Raw genomic sequence first — 20,516 nt, 5'->3', positions numbered from 1 at the left:
CCCAGCCGTACCCGGCTGCGGGACCTGAAGGTAGCTTCTCCGCGAACCATGCTCGGGGTTTCCCGGCGCCTTCTGTTGATCTGCATTTTTCCGCCCCTGCGAAGGGTCCCCCGATGGCTTGCCAGGCTGCGAGCCACCCGGAGACCCTTCACGGTCAGCGGTATTCGATGCCGTGCCCAACGGCGAAAAACTGGGCTCCTTTTGTGCGCGGATGTGCGCCAGAAGATACCGGCGCCAACCACGACATGCGCCGGGTGCGATTGCTGACAGCAGACGGTTCTAGCGACGACCGGGCCTGCCAATCAGCCCACGGGTGGTTCTGTCCTCCCGAGCCGAAGGCCGCTGGGCCTTCGGCGCCTTTCTCCTGCCGATCAACGTCCCGGCCCGGCCAAACGGTCCAGGGCCACACGAACAGGAGACACGCCATGAACCCGCAACCTCGCACCCCACGCGGTGCGCCCCAGCCCGCGCCACTGCTGTACGGCAGCGTGTGCAGCGGCATCGAGGCCGTGAGCCTCGCCTGGCAACCCCTCGGCCTCGAAGCCGCATGGTTTGCCGAGATCGAGCCGTTCCCGAGCGCCGTGCTCGCCCACCGTTACCCCCGCGTGCCCAATTTGGGCGGCATGACCGCGATCGCCCGCCAGGTGCGTGCCGGCACCGTGCCGGCGCCCGACATCCTGGTCGGCGGCACGCCGTGCCAGTCGTTCAGCGTTGCAGGTAGCCGCCGCGGGCTGGATGACCCGCGCGGAGCCCTTTCCCTTGCCTATGTGGAGCTTGCAAATGCCATCGACCAAACCCGCCATCAAGACCGCCGCCCGGCGGCAACGCTCGTCTGGGAAAACGTCCCAGGCGTCCTCAACGACCGCAGCAATGCCTTCGGGCATTTCCTGGGCGCATTGGCCGGAGAAAGCCGTGCGCTCCAGCCGCCAGGGGAAAAATGGGCGCACGCTGGTTGTGTGTCTGGACCCCGCCGCCGCATCGCCTGGCGCGTGCTCGACGCTCAATATTTCGGCGTCGCCCAACGCCGCAAGCGCGTGTTTCTTGTGGCAAGTGGTGGAGATGACCTCGATCCCGCAGAAGTACTTTTTGAGCGCGCAGGCCTGCTCGGGGATTCTTGTGCGGGCCGCGCGCCGTGGCAAGAAGTTGCCAGCGCTGCTGGACCGGGTACTGAATCAGCAGGCGCAGGCCTCGCAGGATTCGCAGGACTGAAGCAGTTCTACGGCAAGGTCACGACGACGTTCGGATTCAGCGGCGGCATTGGCCCCGTCGATGTGGCGGCATGCCTCATAGCCGCTGGCCCTAAGCACGACATTCGCACCGAGACGTTCATGGTGCAGTCGGTCGCTGGCAGCATCGCCCACACCCTCGACACCGCCAACAACGGCAAGGGCAGCAGCGAGGATGGCACCGGCAAGGGAGTTCCGATCATCGCCTTCACCGCTCAGGGCAGCGGCGCCGATGCCACGCTCGACCTGACGCCGACGCTGCGCGCTGGCGGCCACCGCAACAGCCATGCGAACGCGGGTGTCGTGCCCGCGATTGCCTTCGCGCAGAACAATCGCGGTGAAGTGCGCTTCGAGTCAGGTCATGGCCAGGTCGCTTGCACCGTCCTGTCCAACGGCAAGCCGGGCTACGGGGTGCCGATGGTGGCCTGCGTGTCCCTGCGCGGCCGGGAGCAGGGTCTTGCCGCCGAGTTGGGCGGCAACGTATCGGCCGCCCTGCGCACCAGCGGCGGGGGCGCGGACAAGCCCCATGTGCTGACCCCCGACTTCGAGGCGCATTTCCGCTACGACTGGAACGACCCCGGCCCCGGCGACTGGTCGCATTGGCGCGTGCGGCGGCTGATGCCCGTGGAGTGCGAGCGGCTGCAAGGCATGCCCGACGACTACACGCTGATCCCGTACCGCGGCAAGCCCGCCGCGGATGCGCCGCGCTACAAGGCGATCGGCAACTCCATGGCCGTCCCGTGCATGGCATGGCTGGGCCAGCGGCTGGTGCAGTGCCTACACAAGACGGGCTCAACCGCTTCGGATTGATCGGCGACGCAGCCTGCGGCCCGCGCCATTCTTCCTCCTGCACTGCCGATGTACCGGCAGCCGCCCGCAGCCAGGGTGTCAAGGCTGCCGCGGGTTCCAACCGCGCCACCCGCCAGTTCGCCTCGGCATCTCACCGGCGAACGCTGCCCACCGGGGCATTGATGCCTCTTTTTTCTCCAACCCACGGGATGGCCGCCACGTCCCGTCAGGGGCATGTCGCCACCCGGTCGATTTCAGGACTTCCCATGGACAACATCACCAAGCAAGACCGCATCACGCTGAAGAACCTCAAGGTGGCCGACTTTGCCAGCGAGGAAACGATGTGCTTCAGCGCCACCGTCGTGTTCGACGGTACTCCCATCGCCGAGGCCCGCAACGACGGCCACGGCGGCTCGACGTTCCTGCGCGCGCTCAATGGCAAGGCGGCGCTGCTGGCTCAGGCCGAAACCTTCGCCAAGGGACTGCCGCCTGCGCCGCTCGACCTCGGCCAGGAGGGTGAAGACCCTCACTACATCGACATGACGCTCGACTTCCTGGTCGATGAACTGGCCGATGCCATGCACGCAGAACGCAAGGTGCGAGCCGCGTTCAACCGCGACATCGGCAACAAGGTGCTGTTCATCAAGGACGGCAAACTGCTGTTCATCAAAGGCATCAAGCTCAAGGCCATCGCCGACCGCAAGGCGTACTTCGCTTCGCTGCGCGCCAGGCAGGCCCAGCCCATCGTCATCCTCGCCGAGCTTTCGCCCGAGCAGGCATTTGACCTGTGGAAGCAGCATGTCCTGGGCGACAAGCCCGACTGACCCAGCGCCACCGCACCCTCCTGACAGCCCTGCACTCGTGCAGGGCTTTTTCTTTCTCCGAGCCCAGCAATCGGGGCTGGACCGGATGCCGTTTTCCAACTGACGCGGCACGGCCCGCGCACGAAGCTGCCCGCATGTTCGCTGATTCCGGTCAGCACATGCCAGCAGCCAGGGTTCCAGGCTGCCGCGGGTCTCTCCCGCGTTGCCCACCAGTCCGCATCGCATCAGGTCTGCGGACGCGCGTCCCCGTGACGTCGATGCTTTTTATCCACCGCGTGCGGGAGCTGCCATCCCGTGAGGGACAAGGCCCCGCTTTTCCAAGGAGCCCGTCCATGTCCCAGCAAGCCTCTTTTGGCGAATTAGCCTCGACCTACTGCGGCAAGTTCCTGCCGCTCGAAGTCCTGCAAAGCGCCGCCGGTCACTACATCGGCACGCGCGATACCGAAGGCCCTGTTTCGCGGGAATCCCGCGAGTACTTCCGCAGCTATGCCGCGGCTCAACGTGCCCTCGAAAGAGGCGGCTGGTCCCAGCTCGCCATTCCCTGATCCAACTGGAGGAATCACGTCATGAACCAGCTACTGCCCCGGGAAGTTGTCGATCAGATCATGCGGGAAGAACAGCATTTCGCTGCCGCGCCCCAAGCCTTCTTCGAGGCCTGGAAGCGCGGTGTCGAGATCGCTGGCCCCGAATGGTTCGGTGACGGCACCCGTGAAGGTCTGAACCAGGCCAAGAGCAAGTGGGATCTGCGTCCCAACATGCTGCAGCTCAACGATGCCCTCGGCGTCCTGAGCAGCGGCGAACGCATGTTCCTGTCCGCCATGGTCAGCTTCTACAACGCGCGTGAGGGCGGTGCCATGCTCAAGCGCTGCCACTTCAACGGACTGTCGGACTTCGACGGTCTCGATCTGCAACGCCGCAAGGTCATCGCCGACCTGCTGGTGAACTACAACGGCTGGTGAGCCGGTCCCCGGCGCACCACTGCTTTTCGTTCCCCCCGAGAGGGACATGCGCCCACAAAGCCATGTCCCTCAATTTCTTCGCCATCGCCCAGCGCCAACGGCCTCGGGCTATTACTTGCGGATGCCACCGTCCGCATGGGCTGGCTCCGCTCACTTCTCGAAAGGAGCCACCATGGCAAACAACTACTACGAGGGCACGGGCGTTCTCATGCTTGATCGTGTTACCCCCGTCATCCAGGCGCTGTTCGGCGTCTTCGCATTGGATGAAAGCTATCCCGGCAACGGGCATGCCTACATCGCCAGGATCGCCGAGACCAATGATCCGCAATGGTCAAATGTGCTGGGCGGTCTGGAAGACCTCGCAGCGCAACTCGGCATACCCATGCCCGACGACGAAGGCTTGTCGATTCCTCCACTGCTCGAACTGCTGGCCGTGCACTTCGGAGCCGACCAGGATCAGGAACTGCAGAACCTGATCGAACAACACCAGTTCGAGGACAGCGCCGATCTGGAGGCCTTACTTCTGATCGCAACCTGCTTCGACGACGGCCATGACCTGACCGCCATCCAGTTCGAGGGCTGCTGGTATTGCAGCAAGCCAAGGCTGTTCGAGTTCGGCGGCAGCGGCTGCTACCTGAGCCGCGAGGTCCAGGTCTTCAGAACGTCCTCGCAGGCACTCCAACTCGGCGACCAACTGCGCAAAGCCATTAAGGCCAGCGACATCGAAGAGGCCTCGGCGTTGATCGCACTGGAGGCCGCCAATCTGCTCGCGGGCATCAACGACGAGCATTTCCGCCTGAATGTGCGCCATCGCATCGCCGAACGGCTGGCCCAGACGCCAACGATCAGTGCCGACTGACGCATTTTCTCTTTTCAACCCACCGGGTCCAATTCCCGGTGGCGGGGATTGGCTCCATTATTCAATCTGGAGAAATCCCATGTCCCAAAATCCCAATCCCTTTGTCCGCGGCTACTGGAATCTGAAAATCGTCCGCACGCTGTCCATCAGCTACGAGGACGGAAGCCCGCATGTCTGGCGAGCCATCCACGTGAGCCAACAGCATCTCTCCGATGAGGAACTGGTTTCTTCCCCCTGCATCGTCACCAGCGAGTTCGCGGTGGTCAGGAATGGCACTGAACCTGTCAGCGCCGAACTGATGGCCGAATGCAATGCTGTTGAAGGCGTCAGCGGCGAAGGCGTAGTTGGTGCCGTGGTCTATGCCATTCACGGGGACGACTTCGACGGCCGCCCGATCCACGTCGGTGACACCTATTCGGCCGAAGCCGCGCGAGACGTGGTGCAGCGGTTGAGTTTCGAGACCGGCTATTACAGCCGATGCTGGGAAATCAGCAGCGCGCACATCAGCCGGAAAACCGGCCAGTACCTCGCCAACCTGGCAGACCTCGCCACGCCGGAGGCCTTTCTGTTCATCGCCTTCCGGGTTCCGTACAGCCCGGCGATCGGCGTCAAGCTGATTTCCACGCCCTGGACGGACCAGAACCTGGAGCATGCCGAGGGCATCGGCGCGGAGCAGCTTCGACAAGAGCACCGGAACAAGGGCATGCCGGACGACCTGGCGAACATCCTTGAACTGGCTGGCCAGGCCGATGTGCGCATTCTCATCCTCGACGCTGATGCGCCCGCGCTACTGGGCTTGCCGCTGGCCGAGTCCTAGCAGTCGCGCCACGCACCATTCTTCCTCTTTGTTCTTCCCCATGTCAGCCCGTCTCCCACCCGGAGCTGGGCTGATCCATTTTCATAGGAGCAACCTCATGTTCCCCGACCTCATCTCGCATGCACCCGACTTCGAGCACCAGCTCGGAGCCTGCGTCAACGCCATGAGCCAGGACGACGCCATCGGCCAGATCCTGGTATTCGAGCGCACGAGAGGCATGCTACACATGCGCCATATCGCCAGCGCCGACCTGGTGGACAGCGACATTGACGACTACGAAATGGTCGTCTTCGACGGTGGCAACACCAGCGGCGACACGTGGAAGCACGTGTTCTTTCCACGTCAGCGCGAACACTATTTCGTGTACGAAGCCTGATCCATCCAGCCCCTTTCGAGGGGCTTTTTCTTGCCCGTAGCGCAGGAAACTGGGCGCGGCGCAGTGCCGTTTCATGCGGGCGGGTAGCGCGGCCCAGGGCCATTCTTGCCCCATGTTCGTCGGCGTTGCCGACACATGCCCAGGCAGCCGAGACCTTCAAGGCTGCAAGTGCGGGAAACCGTGCTGGTCTTTTTTCTTATCGGACGTTCCGCGTCCATCCACGCCACCCACAAGGGATCTCTCCCTTGCGGGCGGGAATCCCTTGTTCTTCCTCAAGGAGATTCCCATGGATCGTACCCTCATCAAATCCATGATGCCTTCGCTTGTCGCAGGCCATGTGCCTCGCAACGTGCGGTCGTTCAAGTACCGCGTGTTCGATGATCAGCCGCAGTCCTCGACGCTTGGCTTCGCCATAGACCCCAAGCCCTTCGACGGCAAGGTTGTCTCGGCCAACGACGACGCCATTGTCGTCAAGCTCAAGCCCAGCGAGTTTGCGGTGCTCGATCCCGACCTGGTGACTACCGTTCCCAGCGAAGGCGCCAAGGTGCATGTCCAACCGTATGCCCGCCGCCGCTTCGACGGCCTGCGCGCGGACACCCCGGAGGTGATCACCGAGAAGACCGCGGACGGTGTTCCCTACACCATCACCAAGCACATCCTCGGCTCCGCGCCTGCCAAGCTGCCCATCCCCGAGCCGCAGTGCATGGAACTGGGCCAGCTCATCCAGCAGTTGGAGGAAATGCCGGCGCCAGACGGGTTCCGTCGCATCACCCACATGCTGGTCGATGCGGGCGCCCGCGACTTCACCTGGGTCGATCCCACGCCGTCCAAGATCATCGAAACGCCTCCGGCGATCAGCTTCACGGTTTCGACCGCGAAGTTCGAGGGCCAGGTGACGATCCTCTACGACCGCGGCGGCGACACCTACGTGGTGGAGCTGCGCCACGACGGTGAGCTGGTCGATCGGCACGACGAGGTGTATTTCGACATGCTCGGTGAAGTGCTGGAGCGGCTTATCGACGACGGGCGCTGGCGCCTGATCGACGTGAGTGTGATCGACACCAAGGCCACCAAGCGGCGCCAGGCGGTGCCGGCATGACGTCCAAGGCAAACGGCTGCTGGGTGGTGTATTCGCCCAAAGCGTCGGCCATCAGCGACCGCGCTGGCTTCTGGTCCAACGAGTTCGGCCCGGCGACGCGCTTCTCGACGGAAGAGACCGGGCGCTTGCAGCTTCCGATCTCCACTGGTCGCAACGCGCGCTTCGTTCCATCTCAGGAAGCCCAGCGGTATTACGGCTGAGTGAGCAGCCTACCCCACAGGCCTTCCATCCATTTGGATGGAGGGCCTTTTTTCTTATCCATACAGGAGATTTCAACTATGTCACTGCGATTCAAAGGTTCCGACCTTCGCCCCGTGCTGGCCGAGGCCGTCGCCAACCAATGCCGCGTCGTCCTCGCCAAGGATCAGGGCGTGTACTTCCTCGCCGAGCGCGGGGAGCGCTATCCCGATGGCCGAATGAAGCTTCTAGCATATGCCGTCGGCTGCAACCCGGATTCCGATCCATTCGAGGGTTGGTGGTACCTGGCCAAGCATATGCTAGGTGCCGACGACTTTGCCGAGTTCTTCGATCCGGCCGATAGCGTCTTTACTTGCATTCTGCACAGCACGGATGACCTGATGCTCTTCGCTTCTGACACGCATCTGTCCTTGGAAGTGGTACCTCCCGCCTGACGCGGCATTCACCGCTCGGCCCTCGCAGCCCCCGTTTGGGGGCTTTCTTTTTGGCAGCGCCGGGCGGCACGGGCAAAGGGAAACACCCGGATGCCGATTGATTGCTGTCGCGCGCGCGAGGCCCGGCCATGCTGACCCCATGCCTGCTGACGTTGTCAGCGACATGCCAGGCAACCATCGGTCTTCGAGGTTGCGGCGCAGTTTCCACTGTGTGACCGAGCCAGCTCGCACCGCATCCGTCCGCGAGCGGCCACCAGTCTCTGGTGGCGGATGCTTTCGCCTTATCAACCCACCGCGGGGTTACGCACCTTTCCCCGCATGTGTGGGCCTGGTGTGTCTCCGCTTCTTCCAATGGAGATTCACCATGAACACCACTTCCAACGAGAAATCATATTTCGACCTCCACACCTCGGGCATCGGCTATGTCCAACGTGCCCGCGAGGTTCCCGTCCGGGGCGGCCGCCGTGCGCAGCCCTTCCTGGCATGCACCATCGCCGCGTTGGTCGGCTCCGCTAAGGACCCCAGCTACCGCTACTTCGACGTCAAGGTCTCGGGTGCCGAGGCCAAGAAGCTCGTTCAGCGCTACATCGGCGTTGACGATCCCAAGCAGCGCCCGCTGGTGCGTTTCCGCCTCGGCGATCTGTGGGGCGATGCGTACATCCGCGACAAGGGTGAGCAGAAAGGCCAGGCCGCCGCGTCCCTCAAGGCGCGACTGCTCAAGGCCGAGCTGATCGACCGGGCCGAACTGGCCTCGATCGAGAAGCATGAACTGGTCACCCACGGCATCGGCTACCTCAACCGTCCGAAGGACGTCACCCCGAAGGATGGCGACCCCTTCCTGTCGTGCTCGATCGCCGCACTGGCCGGCCCCGTCGATGAGCCGGACTATCGGTACATCGACACCATCGTCTCCACCCCTGAAGCCGAGCATCTGGTTCGCCGATGCGTGCAGGCCATCGAAGGGGACCGCAAGGTGCTGATCGCCTTCCGTCTGAACGACATGAAGATCGATCCGTACATCCGCACCAAGGGCGAGCGCGCCGGGGAACCGGGAGCGAGCCTGGAATCGACGCTGGTCCACATCGGTCTCATCAAGATCGACGGCACCCAGGTCTATCCGACGAGCCAGGCGCAAGCCGAGGCGCCGCAGGCCGAGGACGCATCCGCGCCCGAAGCCGAGGTTGCTGCCGACACCGCTATCGACCAGCTTATCGAGTCCGCCGAGCGCGAGCCCGCAGGTGAAGCCGAAGAGCAGGAGCCGGCATTGGCTGCTTCGTTCTGATCCGGCATGGCCCCTCACGGGGCCCTGCCTTTTCCCTGCTCCCCAAGGAGAACCATCATGACAGCCACATCGGCATCCGCAAGGTCAGTCCCACCCATCGTCGTATCGGGCCAGCTTTCGATCCGCACAATCCACGGCCGCAATGGTCCGTTCTGCGTCGGCTACCTCGTCACCCCTATCGGAAACTTCGCGGTGAAGGACGCGGAACTGGAGCAATACCCTGAAGGCAAGTACGACGGGGAGTTCGTGATCCGCTACATCTTTCCGAATCCGATCCCCATGCGGGGCGGTATCAAGTTCGAGATTCGTTGCAACCTCGATGGCATGACGCTCTTCGGCGTTGACAAACTGAGCCGCGAGGATATTCGCGGCTTTTCAACCCAGGATATTGATCCGCTCGATGAAGAACTGGGGGCGCAGCCTGCGGCAACGCCGGCCAAGCCCACCAAGGCATCCAGGCCCGCCAAGCCCGCATCCGTGCAGGCGTCCGCGGACCCGCTGGTCGATACCACGCCTTTCGGCATGGATGCGCCGACGCCCGCTGTGGCTGCTGCCCCCGGCAGCACCGAAGATGGCGACGCCGCACTGTTCAGGCTGCTCTGGCCGCTGGGAGAGTCCGTGAAACTGGATTCGACCATCGACCGCCTCACCCTGCGCGCGCAGATCGTCCGCCTGGGCGAACTTGGCTACGCGCTGGACTTCAAGACGCAGGAGTGGGGCCGCCAGGCCGAACTGCAACCTGCGTGATCGCGGACGCCGCATCCGCGGTGTTCTTCATCCACCCGCCGGGGTTCTTTCCCCATGCGGGGGAGACCCCGGCCTTTTCTTTGGAGGTCTCCATCATGTCCAACATCGCTTCAGATACCCACCGTTCCGCACTGGATGAAACCGCGTGGCGGGCTGTCTGCGAGACGGCTGCCAAGCAAGCCATCCATGGCTGCGGACAGTCTCACGACTGGTACGTGGAACGGTTCAGTTCAGAAGTTGACGCGCAAGTACATCGGTTACCCGAGCATCAGCAGGCATATGCCCTGCAGATAGCAGAGGAATACGGGGACTACGCAACACCCGCCGAAAGGCATGAGACTCAGGACTGGAATGCCGAAAACGGCATTTGCATGCACGGCATCGATCGGGATTGCTGCCCGGCCGGTTGCGGTGATCTTGAGTACTGACACGCGACTTCATCGCTGCTAACGCGGCATTCCATCACCCGCTGGGGGTTCTCCCCCGCGGGGAGGCCTCCGGCTCCACTTTTCAGGAGGCCTTTCATGGGCAGGTATTTCTCCCCCCAATCGCGATCTGAACTGATCGCGGAACTGATCACACCGCAGGAGACCGAGCGCGCCAGCGTCAAGGTCATCGCCCACGCGCTGCGTGGCAACGTCCTCTGGTCCGTCGCGGAAGTGACGGCCAAGGTCGAAGGCGTGCATCGTGATCTCGCACCGGGTCAATCCCTGCGCTACATCCGCTGCGATCTGCTTGAACGCAGTGGAAGCCAGTGGGGTTACAAGCCGCTGGAAGAGTCCATGCACCCGTACTACTACTCGTGCCCGCTGTCCTATCTGGATCTCGCACCGGAGCAGTCCGCCGAATGGCGTGCAGGCGTTCGCGCCCACCACGCGCAGCGGCGCACACCGACGGCTTCCACGGCACCCGCCGCAGCGCTGTTGGTCTGAGCCAGGAGGAACCGACATGGACCCGATCCTGGCTGCGCTCCCGCCCGCGTTGTTGAAGCTCGTCGAAGGGAGTCTGTCCAACGACGAAGTTTCTTCCGACGAGGAAATGCTGGCGTACTTCATCAGCGACGGCCTCACCGAGGATCAGGCGCGGCGGGCACTGACCTACCGCGACCAGTACCTCAACAACATCTACCTGGACGGCTTCACGCCGATTACCGCGGTGGACGAGGCACTTCACTTCAACCCGCACACCCGGCAGTTCGAGCCGGACTGAGCGGTTTTCTTCCACCCCTTGGGGCAGTACTTGCCCCAGCGGGCGGTGCTGTTCCCGTTCATCCGAGGACACCACCATGCCCGCAGACACTTCTTCCACCACGCTTTACCGCATCGACGAATGCTCCGACGTGATGGCCGACGCTTGCGTCGGCGATGACCAAGGCAACCTCGTCTTCCTCTCGATCTGGGCGCGGGACACCGCCGTCCAGCAGTTCCTCGCTCGCCTGACCCTCGGGCGCGACGAGCAGGAACTGGACCAGTTCCACGTCATCACCGACCAGGGCGGCAGCGTCCCGGTGTTCATCGGCAACGTCGATCGTCTGGAAAAGCGCATGACTCGCGCCTACCGACGAACGCTGTTCGGATCGCTCTCCAACGTGTGGCTGTTCGATCGCCGCTGCGTGAAGCCCGACAAGGCCAACGCCAGCGCGCTCGCACTGCTGCCACGCGGCAACGCCCACCGGCTTGACCGCATGTGGACGCTGGTGCGGGACACCTGCCCGTTGCCGCTGCTCGATCACTGGCGCGAGACCGTGCTGGAACTGCTGCAAACCCGCGAGATGCTGGCCCGCCTTCCGTTCGCCCTCGGGCCACTGGAAGGTCATCGGCTCGCCATCGACGTGCCGGCGCTGACCCTGGCGCTGGGCTCCTTGATCCGCAGTGACGTACTCACCGCCTATCCTTTCCGGCCAAGATTTGGACGCCGGAAGCGGTAGCGGCTTGACCCACCCGCGGAAGCACGCCTCTGCGTGCTTCCGCCTTTCATCCCCGCCAACCAGGAGACTTCCATGGCCCTCATGTTCCCGCGGCTCGCCCGCAATTTCGTGAAAAACGGATACTTCCCCACGGATGAACCCACGCTCGAAAGAGCCCTCAACGCAATGATGCCCAGCGACGGGTCGATGTGCATCCTCGATCCCTGCGCAGGCGAAGGCGTGGCGATCGCCGAAGCTGCTCATGCCCTCGGGCGCGAGCAGGTAAAGGCGTTCGCGGTCGAGTTCGACGCCGAGCGGGCACGCCATGCCCGCGGCCTGGTCGATCATTGCCTGCATGCGGACCTCATGGACGCGATGATCTCCAAGCAGTCGTTCGGGCTGCTCTGGCTCAACCCACCGTATGGCGACCTGTCCAAGGACGTCAACGGCAATATCGGTTATCAGGGACAGGGCCGTGCCCGCCTCGAAAAACTGTTCTATCAGCGCAGCCTGTCGCTGTTGCAGTACGGCGGCGTGCTGGTCTTCATCGTCCCCGGCTACGTGCTCGACGCGGAGCTGGTCGGCTGGCTGACGCGCCACTACACCGACCTGCGGATCTACCGAGCGGTGGAAACGCAGTTCAAGCAGGTGGTGATCTTCGGTCGCAGGGTGCGTCAGCGCGAGCAGGCACCCGATGGCGTCAAGGCCGTGCGCAATCTGCTGCTGCAGGTTGGGCTTGGCGAAGTCGAAGCCGAGGAACTGCCGAGCGAATGGCCGTTCCTGCCGTACATCATCCCCGCCAGTCCGGCCGAGCCGGAGCATTTCTTCCGCGTGACGATGGAGCCGGAGCAGTTCGCCGATGAGGTTGGTCGGCTCCAAGGCCTCTGGCCGTCGCTGGATACGCACCTGGGAGCCGCGCAGCAGTCGCTGCGTCCGCCCGCGCGTGCCTTGTCCCACTGGCATCTCGCCCTGGCTCTGGCCGCGGGCGCGATCTCGGGGGTTGTGCGCTCCAAGACCGGGCGCGTGCTCATCGTCAAAGGTGACACCCACAAGGACAAGACGCTCCAGCGGGAATTCACCGAACGCGAAGACGGCTCCATCGCCGAGACCCGCATCCTCACCGACAAGTTCGTGCCTGTCATCCGCGCGTGGGACATGACGCCTGGCTCCGCAACGCGGGGCGAGGTGTTAACCATCCGCTGATCGCTGTTTATCGATGACGGTTCGCCGTCGTTCTCATCCACCCAACGGGGTCACGCTGCCCCGGTGGGCCCGTGGCCCGACTAACCTGCAAAGGAGTAGAACCCATGGCCCACGACGTTCCTGACCGCAACCGCCGCAATCTGTTGTTCCCGATCGGCGCACTGATCTTCAGCGAAAGCATCGACCGCCTGATGCGTGAAGGCCGGCTCGACCCGATACCGTACTTCCAGCGCCATGTCAGGGGCGACTGGGGCGACGTCACCGACGACAAGTGGCAACAGAACAATGCCGCCTTGCTGTCCGGCGATTGCCTCGACTCGCTCTTCATCGTCACCCGCGAGCTGACCATCCGCGTCGTCACCGAAGCGAATCGCAGCGCCACCCACATCGTGCTGCCGTCCGAGGACTGTCCTCCGGCCGCGTAGCCGTTTCCTTCAGGCAGGCCGCCAGCGCCTGTTCCTGCATTCATCCACCCAACCGGGGTCACGCGCCCCGTGGGGCCGTGGCCTTTCCATTTCTTTAGGAAAAACCCATGGCACAAGAAGTTGTTTTCGCCAGCGTCGTTCCTCGGCCTCTATTCCCGACCGGACATCTGGTCGCGACGGCCGGCGTCGATGCGCTTATCCGGCAAGGCCGGCTCAATCCGACCGAGTACTTGCGCCGCCACCTCAGCGGCGACTGGGGCGACCTTTTCGACAACGACCGGCGCCAGAACGACGTGGCATTGCAGTCCGGCGAGGATCGCCTGTTTTCGTCCTACCAGGTCGCGCCTGACCTGAAGCTCTGGATCATCACCGAATGGGATCGCAGCGTCACAACGTTGCTGCTTCCGAGCGAGTACTGATCCTCATCCAGCGGCCTCGCGTCGCATCTTTCTTCCCACCTCGGGGCATCCCATTGCCCGCTGGGGTGGTGATGCCCCATTTTCCTTGGAGCATCACCATGTCCCTCGATCTCGATACCACTGCCAAAGAAGCAACGCCCGTACAGGGCGAACTGCTCGATGCGGAATCTTCCCCTCTGACCCAGAGCCTTCAGGATTTCGTCGGTGAGTTCGGCGACGAACTGCTCGACTCCCTCAACCGTGCCAACCCGCCGGTTTATACCGGTCAGCCACAGGCGCACCGGCAACTCGTCGTCGCCAGCCTCAAGCGCAAGCTGTTTGAGGCCCAGACCGAAGTCGTCCATGCCGCTGCCGAGCTGCTGATTGATCATGGCGAACGCGCCGCGATCGTCAATGGCGAAATGGGCTGCGGCAAAACGACCGTCGGCATCGCCACGGCCGCCGTGCTCAACGCCGAAGGCTACCGCCGCACCCTGGTTCTTTCGCCCCCACACCTTGTTTACAAGTGGCGGCGCGAGATCCAGGAAACGGTGGCAGGCGCCAAGGTGTGGGTGCTCAACGGGCCGGATACGCTGGTCAAGCTCATCAAGCTGCGCGAGCAGCTAGGTGTGCAGCCCACGGGCCAGGAGTTCTTTGTCCTGGGGCGCGTCAGGATGCGGATGGGATTCCACTGGAAGCCCGTCTTCACCACGCGGCGCAACCGCCATGGCGACGTGGCAGCGTGCCCTGACTGCGGCACGGTCATCACCGACCTCGACGGCGAGCCGGTCAACCCGGTCGCGCTCGAAGCCGAGGAGTACCGCAGGAAGTGCAGCCATTGCGCCGCACCCCTGTGGACGTTGATCCGCCCGAGAAGTCTGCCCGGCAGCGATCAGTCTTCGGCCGTTCTCAAAGCCTTGAAGCGCATCCCGACGATCGGCGAAGTCACCGCGCAGAAGCTCATGAAACGCTTCGGTGATGGTTTCCTCGCCTCCATGTTGGGAGACAACGTACATGAGTTCATCAACCTCATGGACGGCAACGGCGAGCTGGTGTTTTCCGACCGCCAGGCCACACGCATGGAACGTGCGATGGCCAACATGGAGTTCGGCTTTGGCGAGGGCGGCTATCAGCCGTCCGAGTTCATCAAGCGCTACCTGCCGCAAGGCACGTTCGACCTGCTCATCGCCGACGAGGCGCACGAGTACAAGAACGGCGGCAGCGCCCAGGGCCAGGCCATGGGCGTGCTGGCAGCGAAGGCTCGCAAGACCTTGCTGCTGACCGGCACGTTGATGGGCGGCTACGGCGACGATCTGTTCTACCTGTTGTTCCGAGCCCTTCCCGGGCGGATGATCGAAGACGGCTACCGCCCGACCACGAGCGGCAGCATGACCTCGGCCGCGATGGCGTTCATGCGCGATCACGGAGTCCTCAAGGACATCTATTCCGAGAGCACCGGCACGGCGCACAAGACCGCGAAAGGCACGAAAGTCAGTGTCAGAACGGTCAAAGCTCCGGGCTTCGGCCCCAAGGGCGTGCTGCGCTGCATCCTGCCGTTCACGATCTTCCTCAAGCTCAGAGACATCGGCGGCAACGTTCTGCCACCGTATGACGAGGAGTTCCGTGAAGTCGCGATGGACACGGCGCAAGCCGCGGCCTACCGCGATTTGGCGGGTCGGCTGACCGCGGAGCTGAAACAGGCTCTGGCGCGACGCGATACGACCTTGCTGGGTGTGGTCCTCAACGTGCTGCTGGCCTGGCCGGACTGCTGCTTCCGGTCGGAGACCGTGGTGCATCCGCGTACACGCAATACCTTGGCGTTCGTCCCGGCTCAGTTCAACGAGTTCGAGATCAGCCCCAAGGAGCGTGAGCTGATCGACATCTGCAGGGAAGAGAAAGCACAGGGCCGCAAGGTTCTGGCCTACACGGTCTATACCGGCACGCGCGACACGACTAGCCGGTTGAAGGTATTGCTGGAGCAGGAAGGCTTCAAAGTGGCGGTACTGCGCGCAAGCGTGGATGCCAGCCGCCGCGAGGACTGGATCGCCGAGCAGTTGGACCGTGGCATCGACGTGCTCATCACCAATCCCGAGCTTGTCAAGACGGGATTGGACCTGTTGGAGTTTCCGACGATCGTGTTCATGCAGTCGGGCTACAACGTGTACTCGCTCCAGCAGGCGGCACGCCGCTCCTGGCGTATCGGGCAGAAGCTGTCCGTGCGCGTGATCTACCTGGGCTACGCCGGCTCCTCGCAGATGACCTGCCTGGAGCTGATGGCCAAGAAGATCATGGTCTCGCAGTCCACTTCGGGCGATGTACCCGAATCGGGGCTCGATGTCCTGAACCAGGATGGTGATTCCGTGGAGGTCGCATTGGCCCGGCAATTGGTAACTGCGTGATCTGCTGTCTGCCGGCATCCTTTCGGGGGTGCCGGCATTTTTCTAGGAAATTGCTGTTCGGAGGATTCGATCACCGCCCCGGTCCCAGCGCGGGGAAGGCTAAACTGATTAGACAATACCGAGACTCAAGGAGGCACTATGGCTATGGTGATCGAAGCAGCATATGCAGATGGTACTGGTGCAGCCAACGCACTGCATATGTCTCAGGCGCAGTGGGAAGAGTTGCAACGGGCGTACTGCATCGGTGATCTGCTGATGCCTTGCTGCAACGCTCCAGCGATTCCCAAGGTTAGTGCTAATGGGTACCCCTTCTTCGCGCATCTAGGAGGTGCGTGCAGTACTTCCGAAGAAAGCCAATGGCACCTGGCGGCCAAGATACTTGTGCGCAGCGTGCTTGAAGATCTTGGATTCCGTGCCTCGGTTGAAATGCCGGGTTCGGGTGATGCAGGTCGCTGGCAGGCTGATGTCTGGGGTGAGCGCAATGGGGTTAGGTTGGCTGTCGAGATCCAAAGATCGTATCAGTCGCTCCGTGACTACCGTAAACGCCAAGAGCGGTACCGCGAGGCGGGCATCAAGTCTCTTTGGTTGCTGCGGCAGGAGCGATATAGCACTCTCACCAAGAGCATGGGAAAGGAGCGTCTGCGCACCGAGTTTGGGGGCAAGTTCCCTTCGGCTGGCCACTTCGGCCCGTGCCTTTCTGACCTGCCGGTCGCGATGCTTGAGCTAGATCCGGCCCCAACGGTCAAGGGTGCCGGATTCTTCAACGCAACCCTTCCAAACATACTTGAAGCAGTGCTTAGTGAGCGCTTTCTTTGCATCAACGGTCTATGGTGTATCGATAACCTAGACTCGATGAATAACGCCGCCAGACTCTCGCGCGAGCGTTTCGCAGCCAATCGCTTGGCTGCAAAGATGTAGCTCGACTGTGGTGTTGCTCGACATGCGCCGACGCAGCACCGACACTCCAGATTCTCGGGTTCACACTCAAATGCCAGCGGCACGCATTCGCGCCTCCAGCTCATCAAGGAATGGCGAGCGCCCAAAGCGCATAGGGCCATAGCGGCCATCAACGAAGCCCGAATACAGCATGTGGACCTCGTCGCGAGCACGTGTGAGTCCCACATAGAAGAGCCGGCGACTTTCGCGCAACTTCTCTGGAGTTTCATTGCGCCACGGCAGATTTCCGAGGTCGAGTCCAACCATGATGACGACGTCGTACTCACAGCCCTTTGCGGAATGCAGTGTCAGCAGATTCAGGTGATCGGGCGAACCGTCCCGGCCGCCCAAACTCGTGATGTCTAGCGAAGCCAGTGCACCTCCTTCAGCGAGCGCTGCCGTCATGCGATCCAGTTGCTCCTTCTGATCAGCGAGCGCCAATTCAGCCGCCAGCAGATGATCCACTACACCGTTGCGCAGCGAAGCAACAAATTCTCGCGCAGGTTGCTGGTCAGCACGCAGCTCCCATAGCAAGGCGGTTAGCTCTTGCTCTTCGCGCTTGGCCTGTGAATCGTCCAAGCTCGCCCGATGAAATGCGCGATAGCGGTCGAGTAGTCCGCGCAATTGTGGGCGTCCAACACGCCAGCCACCCGCGCACCACGCCGCACAATCTTCTACCCAACTTGTTAGGGCAACCTTGCGGTAAGGTGCTGCGGTATCCACACGGATGTAATCGAGACCACCGGTTGCCACAGCTTCAGCCACGATATCGCCTGCGCGATAGTCTTTGTATAGGATCGCGATATCGCCCAGTGTTCGTCCCGGCTTGGAGGCTAAGGCCGCCGGAATGATCTGCGCGACGGCGTGCGCAGCCTGGTCCGCCATACCACCCGGGCGCAGGACAAATTCGATGGTCGTTTGTCGCGCAGGATCGCTCGCTTGATAGCCTCGGGCTTCTCCAAGCGCCATCTCTGACGCAGTCACGATCCCTGCACCAGAACGGTAATTTAACTGAAGCTGGACAGGCTCAATGTCTCTGCGAGCCGCCAATTCCATGAGCAACGCGCCATCAGCTCCCGTAAATCCATATATCGACTGATCCGCATCCCCGACAGCGAAAAGTCGGACACCCCCGTCGAAGGCAAGGCGTTTGACGATGCGATGCAGTGCCACGCCTAAATCCTGGTACTCATCCACCGCGAGCACGGGGAATTTTGCCTGAACCAGAGGTAGTACCCAGTCGTGCTCGGCGATCAAACGTTGGCCGAAGACAACCATGTCATCGTAGTCAATCAGCCCATCGTCGCGCAGAGCGGCCTCGTAGGCCTCGGCCCAGGCAGCGAGTTCCTCCTCGCTACGCCAAGCGACGCTATTTCGATTGAGCACGGAACGGCGATGCCGCCCGAGGTCAATAACTTTGTACGGATGGTTCTGGCCGAAAAGCGCATCTCCAGTTTGCTTCAACAACCGATCACTGACTCGTTGAGTGGCCACCGAGAGTGGGAAAGATATGGGCAGGCCGGCCAGGCGTCCATACGGCATCAAGAGATGACGCAGACAGAACCCATGGACCGTACCAATGAAAAGATTAGGTGCCTGCTGAAGTCCCAAGCTTTCAATTCGGCGAGCGAGTTCGCGAGCGCACTCCTGGCTATAAGTGATGCACGCAACGCCACGTGGGGCCTCGACGTCTTCGGCCAGGATGCGGGCGAGCTTTAGGACGAGTGTCTTGGTCTTACCGCTCCCGGGACCAGCGAGTACCACACAATGTCCTTGAGAGTTGTAAGCTGCCAACTGCCCTGGATTTCCAGCCAACTCGGCAGCCTGCGCCAGGTAGGCTGTACCGACGTTACGCGACGGCATCGCGGATATGCTCCAGCGCAGAGCGAATGTAGGCCGGGCAAACGTCCTCAGACACCGACGGCGCAAGTGCCTGTGCAAATCTCCCCTTGCCAATCCGTTCAATCAACTTCAGCAGCCGGTCTTCATCGACCTGATCCGGATCATCCACCCACTCTTGCAGTGCGTCCCGGGTGACTTGCCTCAGCGGCAACTCCTGCTCGATTACCGACTTCATCGCCTCGGTCATTCCGGCGGCAAATAGGTCGGATTCCAGCGTGCTCTCGTTGACGAAGTATCCAAACTCTGCGGCGTATTTGAGCACATCATCTATATCCAGGTCATCGTAACCATATTCGTCATCGACCTCGTTTAAGAGATTAATTAACCGCCTGTGGGCTAGTGGAGGTTTGCCATTGACCGGGTCGCGATCTGTCAAAATTACATGTGGAATATTTAGCCCTTTAGGGCCCAAAAGCTTCACATAAGGAGTGAAGTTCGTCCCCCCGACCGAGCACACAGTGATTCCAAGTATGTCGAAAGGAATCCCGAGGGCGTCGGCGAACGCGGGGATGATGAAGCGCTCGGCGTCCCCTTCAACCAGAATCACTCCCCGGGAAAATAATATTTCTCCGCGAGTGACGTCGATGTAGCGCTGGAGGTCGTCTTCATCCCTCTGTGTGAAAGGTGCGTTCGCGGTCGAAACCGCGACGGTTTTCCCGTCCGTTGCGTTATGACGCAGGAGAACGATGGACCTAATCGGTGTAACGCTTGCGATTTGCGGCGAGTGAGTAGTGAGAATTGTCGTCAGCGGAGGGGCTTCGTCCTCATCTTCCGCACTTGTGCCGAGAAAGTAGCGATAGACAAGACGCTGGACATGCGGATGCAGGTGCGCTTCGGGCTCCTCGACGACGAAGAATGTGTGGTCGCGCTCCCCCTCGGAGACGAGACGGTCGAGTTCGAGGCTCTTCAAGGCCAGGAAGATCAGATTCGCCGTTCCTAGGCTGGCATCGCCGACACCGCGAACACCGTTGTCGATGAGCAGCCGAAGGCTACGCAGCAATGCATCCACTCGTGTAGGTGCAAGTCCGAGCGATACCGGGACAGCATGTTGCCCCCCGGCGATTGCGATCAGCCGTTCGCTGATCCGTTCTGCTGTCGCTACCACTTCCTCGTGTCCAGCCAGCTCTCGCTGTGCTTGGTCGACCTGATTCTGAATCTCCTCACGGGCGTCATCATCCAACGACGCGGCAAGATCCTCAATGAGCGGCCTCAATGGCGAATTGCGCCAGCTCGCAAGGTCCTTCTCAGCGTCACGCAGGGCTACCTGAACATCTATTGGCAACATCCGGCGAAGTCCGCCGCCGATACGCATTTCGGGATCGTTGCCACCGAAGATCACATACTCATAGTCCTTCAACGATTCCGGGGCGCGCCCCAGGCCCGCCTTAGGCTGGAAGCGGTAGGTGAGTCGGGCCACCATGGGTGGGCCAGGATCAATCACGCAATCGTTGAGGTGAGCCATCAGCCGGGGATCGTTTGTGAAGTCCGTTAGATCCACAGAGACCTCAATGGTCGCACCAACCTTGTCTTCGCCAAGTCCGTCCCAGAAATGTTCAAGCCCCAGTTGTCGATCGCGTTCAGACAAGCCCGGATCAAGGATCAACTGCAGGCCGCGAATGAAATTGCTCTTGCCAACCTTGTTCTCTCCCACGATGACGATGCTTTCCCCCGTCTCGACATCAACATCCGAGAAATTGGCGAAATTGATCAACCTGACCCGAGAAACCCTCATTTACG

Annotated in this window: 22 protein-coding genes and 1 pseudogene; 21 read left to right on the top strand and 2 right to left on the bottom strand. The window is 62.1% G+C overall.

What is annotated here, in order from left to right:
- The first annotated feature begins 425 nt into the window (after window positions 1-425).
- The 21 genes and pseudogenes from CR156_RS05445 (at window position 426) to CR156_RS05340 (ending at window position 16,859) form a co-directional block, all read left to right on the top strand.
- Window positions 426-2,036 carry a DNA cytosine methyltransferase gene (locus tag CR156_RS05445; RefSeq protein ID WP_017640403.1) on the top strand — a complete coding sequence of 537 codons (1,611 nt, stop codon included), beginning with the start codon at window positions 426-428 and terminating at the stop codon, window positions 2,034-2,036.
- 245 nt (window positions 2,037-2,281) lie between these two features.
- A complete protein-coding gene (locus CR156_RS05440) occupies window positions 2,282-2,839 on the top strand; it encodes a hypothetical protein (RefSeq protein ID WP_017640404.1) in 558 nt (185 codons plus the stop codon).
- A gap of 332 nt (window positions 2,840-3,171) precedes the next feature.
- The gene (locus CR156_RS05435) at window positions 3,172-3,384 is read left to right on the top strand and encodes a hypothetical protein (protein ID WP_017640405.1); all 213 of its coding nucleotides are present in this window, start codon (window positions 3,172-3,174) and stop codon (window positions 3,382-3,384) included.
- A gap of 21 nt (window positions 3,385-3,405) precedes the next feature.
- Window positions 3,406-3,798, top strand: a complete 393-nt coding sequence (locus CR156_RS05430; protein ID WP_003290188.1) for a hypothetical protein — start codon at window positions 3,406-3,408, stop codon at window positions 3,796-3,798.
- Window positions 3,799-3,970: 172 nt separating this feature from the next.
- Window positions 3,971-4,657 carry a hypothetical protein gene (locus tag CR156_RS05425; protein ID WP_017640406.1) on the top strand — a complete coding sequence of 229 codons (687 nt, stop codon included), beginning with the start codon at window positions 3,971-3,973 and terminating at the stop codon, window positions 4,655-4,657.
- A gap of 79 nt (window positions 4,658-4,736) precedes the next feature.
- On the top strand, window positions 4,737-5,474 hold the full coding sequence (locus CR156_RS05420) for a DUF5983 family protein (RefSeq protein ID WP_011489289.1): 738 nt from the start codon (window positions 4,737-4,739) through the stop codon (window positions 5,472-5,474).
- A gap of 97 nt (window positions 5,475-5,571) precedes the next feature.
- Window positions 5,572-5,850 (top strand): hypothetical protein, encoded by a 279-nt coding sequence (locus CR156_RS05415; RefSeq protein ID WP_003290191.1) that lies wholly within the window; start codon window positions 5,572-5,574, stop codon window positions 5,848-5,850.
- Between the two features lie 286 nt (window positions 5,851-6,136).
- Window positions 6,137-6,949 (top strand): hypothetical protein, encoded by an 813-nt coding sequence (locus tag CR156_RS05410; RefSeq protein WP_017640407.1) that lies wholly within the window; start codon window positions 6,137-6,139, stop codon window positions 6,947-6,949.
- Window positions 6,946-7,149 carry a hypothetical protein gene (locus tag CR156_RS05405; RefSeq protein ID WP_017640408.1) on the top strand — a complete coding sequence of 68 codons (204 nt, stop codon included), beginning with the start codon at window positions 6,946-6,948 and terminating at the stop codon, window positions 7,147-7,149. The genes CR156_RS05410 and CR156_RS05405 overlap by 4 nt, the downstream gene beginning before the upstream one ends.
- 78 nt (window positions 7,150-7,227) lie before the next feature.
- Window positions 7,228-7,581 carry a DUF3085 domain-containing protein gene (locus CR156_RS05400; protein ID WP_017640409.1) on the top strand — a complete coding sequence of 118 codons (354 nt, stop codon included), beginning with the start codon at window positions 7,228-7,230 and terminating at the stop codon, window positions 7,579-7,581.
- 364 nt (window positions 7,582-7,945) lie between these two features.
- Window positions 7,946-8,863, top strand: coding sequence for a DUF3577 domain-containing protein (locus CR156_RS05390; protein WP_100552109.1), 918 nt, complete (start codon window positions 7,946-7,948; stop codon window positions 8,861-8,863).
- A gap of 57 nt (window positions 8,864-8,920) precedes the next feature.
- Window positions 8,921-9,610: a DUF3275 family protein gene (locus CR156_RS05385; protein WP_017640411.1), complete on the top strand. Its 690-nt coding sequence runs from the start codon at window positions 8,921-8,923 to the stop codon at window positions 9,608-9,610.
- Window positions 9,607-10,038 carry a hypothetical protein gene (locus tag CR156_RS05380; protein ID WP_017640412.1) on the top strand — a complete coding sequence of 144 codons (432 nt, stop codon included), beginning with the start codon at window positions 9,607-9,609 and terminating at the stop codon, window positions 10,036-10,038. The genes CR156_RS05385 and CR156_RS05380 overlap by 4 nt, the downstream gene beginning before the upstream one ends.
- 96 nt (window positions 10,039-10,134) lie before the next feature.
- Entirely contained in the window at window positions 10,135-10,542 is a 408-nt protein-coding gene (locus CR156_RS05375; RefSeq protein WP_017640413.1) for a hypothetical protein, read from the top strand.
- 16 nt (window positions 10,543-10,558) lie between these two features.
- Window positions 10,559-10,819, top strand: coding sequence for a hypothetical protein (locus tag CR156_RS05370; RefSeq protein WP_003290203.1), 261 nt, complete (start codon window positions 10,559-10,561; stop codon window positions 10,817-10,819).
- Between the two features lie 76 nt (window positions 10,820-10,895).
- Window positions 10,896-11,545, top strand: a pseudogene (locus tag CR156_RS05365) (hypothetical protein).
- A 40-nt stretch (window positions 11,546-11,585) separates the two neighbouring features.
- Entirely contained in the window at window positions 11,586-12,719 is a 1,134-nt protein-coding gene (locus CR156_RS05360) for a DUF6094 domain-containing protein (RefSeq protein ID WP_256204535.1), read from the top strand.
- A 104-nt stretch (window positions 12,720-12,823) separates the two neighbouring features.
- Entirely contained in the window at window positions 12,824-13,144 is a 321-nt protein-coding gene (locus CR156_RS05355) for a hypothetical protein (RefSeq protein WP_017640415.1), read from the top strand.
- A 107-nt stretch (window positions 13,145-13,251) separates the two neighbouring features.
- Window positions 13,252-13,563, top strand: coding sequence for a hypothetical protein (locus CR156_RS05350; protein WP_017640416.1), 312 nt, complete (start codon window positions 13,252-13,254; stop codon window positions 13,561-13,563).
- 98 nt (window positions 13,564-13,661) lie between these two features.
- On the top strand, window positions 13,662-15,941 hold the full coding sequence (locus tag CR156_RS05345) for a helicase-related protein (protein ID WP_017640417.1): 2,280 nt from the start codon (window positions 13,662-13,664) through the stop codon (window positions 15,939-15,941).
- A 138-nt stretch (window positions 15,942-16,079) separates the two neighbouring features.
- Entirely contained in the window at window positions 16,080-16,859 is a 780-nt protein-coding gene (locus tag CR156_RS05340) for a competence protein CoiA (protein WP_017640418.1), read from the top strand.
- A 66-nt stretch (window positions 16,860-16,925) separates the two neighbouring features.
- Here CR156_RS05340 and CR156_RS05335 read toward each other — a convergent pair whose 3' ends face one another.
- Both CR156_RS05335 and CR156_RS05330 read right to left on the bottom strand, forming a co-directional pair.
- Window positions 16,926-18,740: an ATP-dependent helicase gene (locus tag CR156_RS05335; RefSeq protein ID WP_026083768.1), complete on the bottom strand. Its 1,815-nt coding sequence runs from the start codon at window positions 18,738-18,740 to the stop codon at window positions 16,926-16,928.
- Window positions 18,727-20,490, bottom strand: coding sequence for an ATP-dependent nuclease (locus CR156_RS05330; protein ID WP_234029208.1), 1,764 nt, complete (start codon window positions 20,488-20,490; stop codon window positions 18,727-18,729). Before CR156_RS05330 ends, CR156_RS05335 begins: the two co-directional genes overlap by 14 nt.
- Window positions 20,491-20,516 lie beyond the last annotated feature (26 nt).

The organism is Stenotrophomonas lactitubi (assembly GCF_002803515.1).
Taxonomy (GTDB): Bacteria; Pseudomonadota; Gammaproteobacteria; order Xanthomonadales; family Xanthomonadaceae; genus Stenotrophomonas; species Stenotrophomonas lactitubi.
Note: the sequence above shows the minus strand (reverse complement) of the source record. Positions and strands in the feature narration are given on the sequence as shown.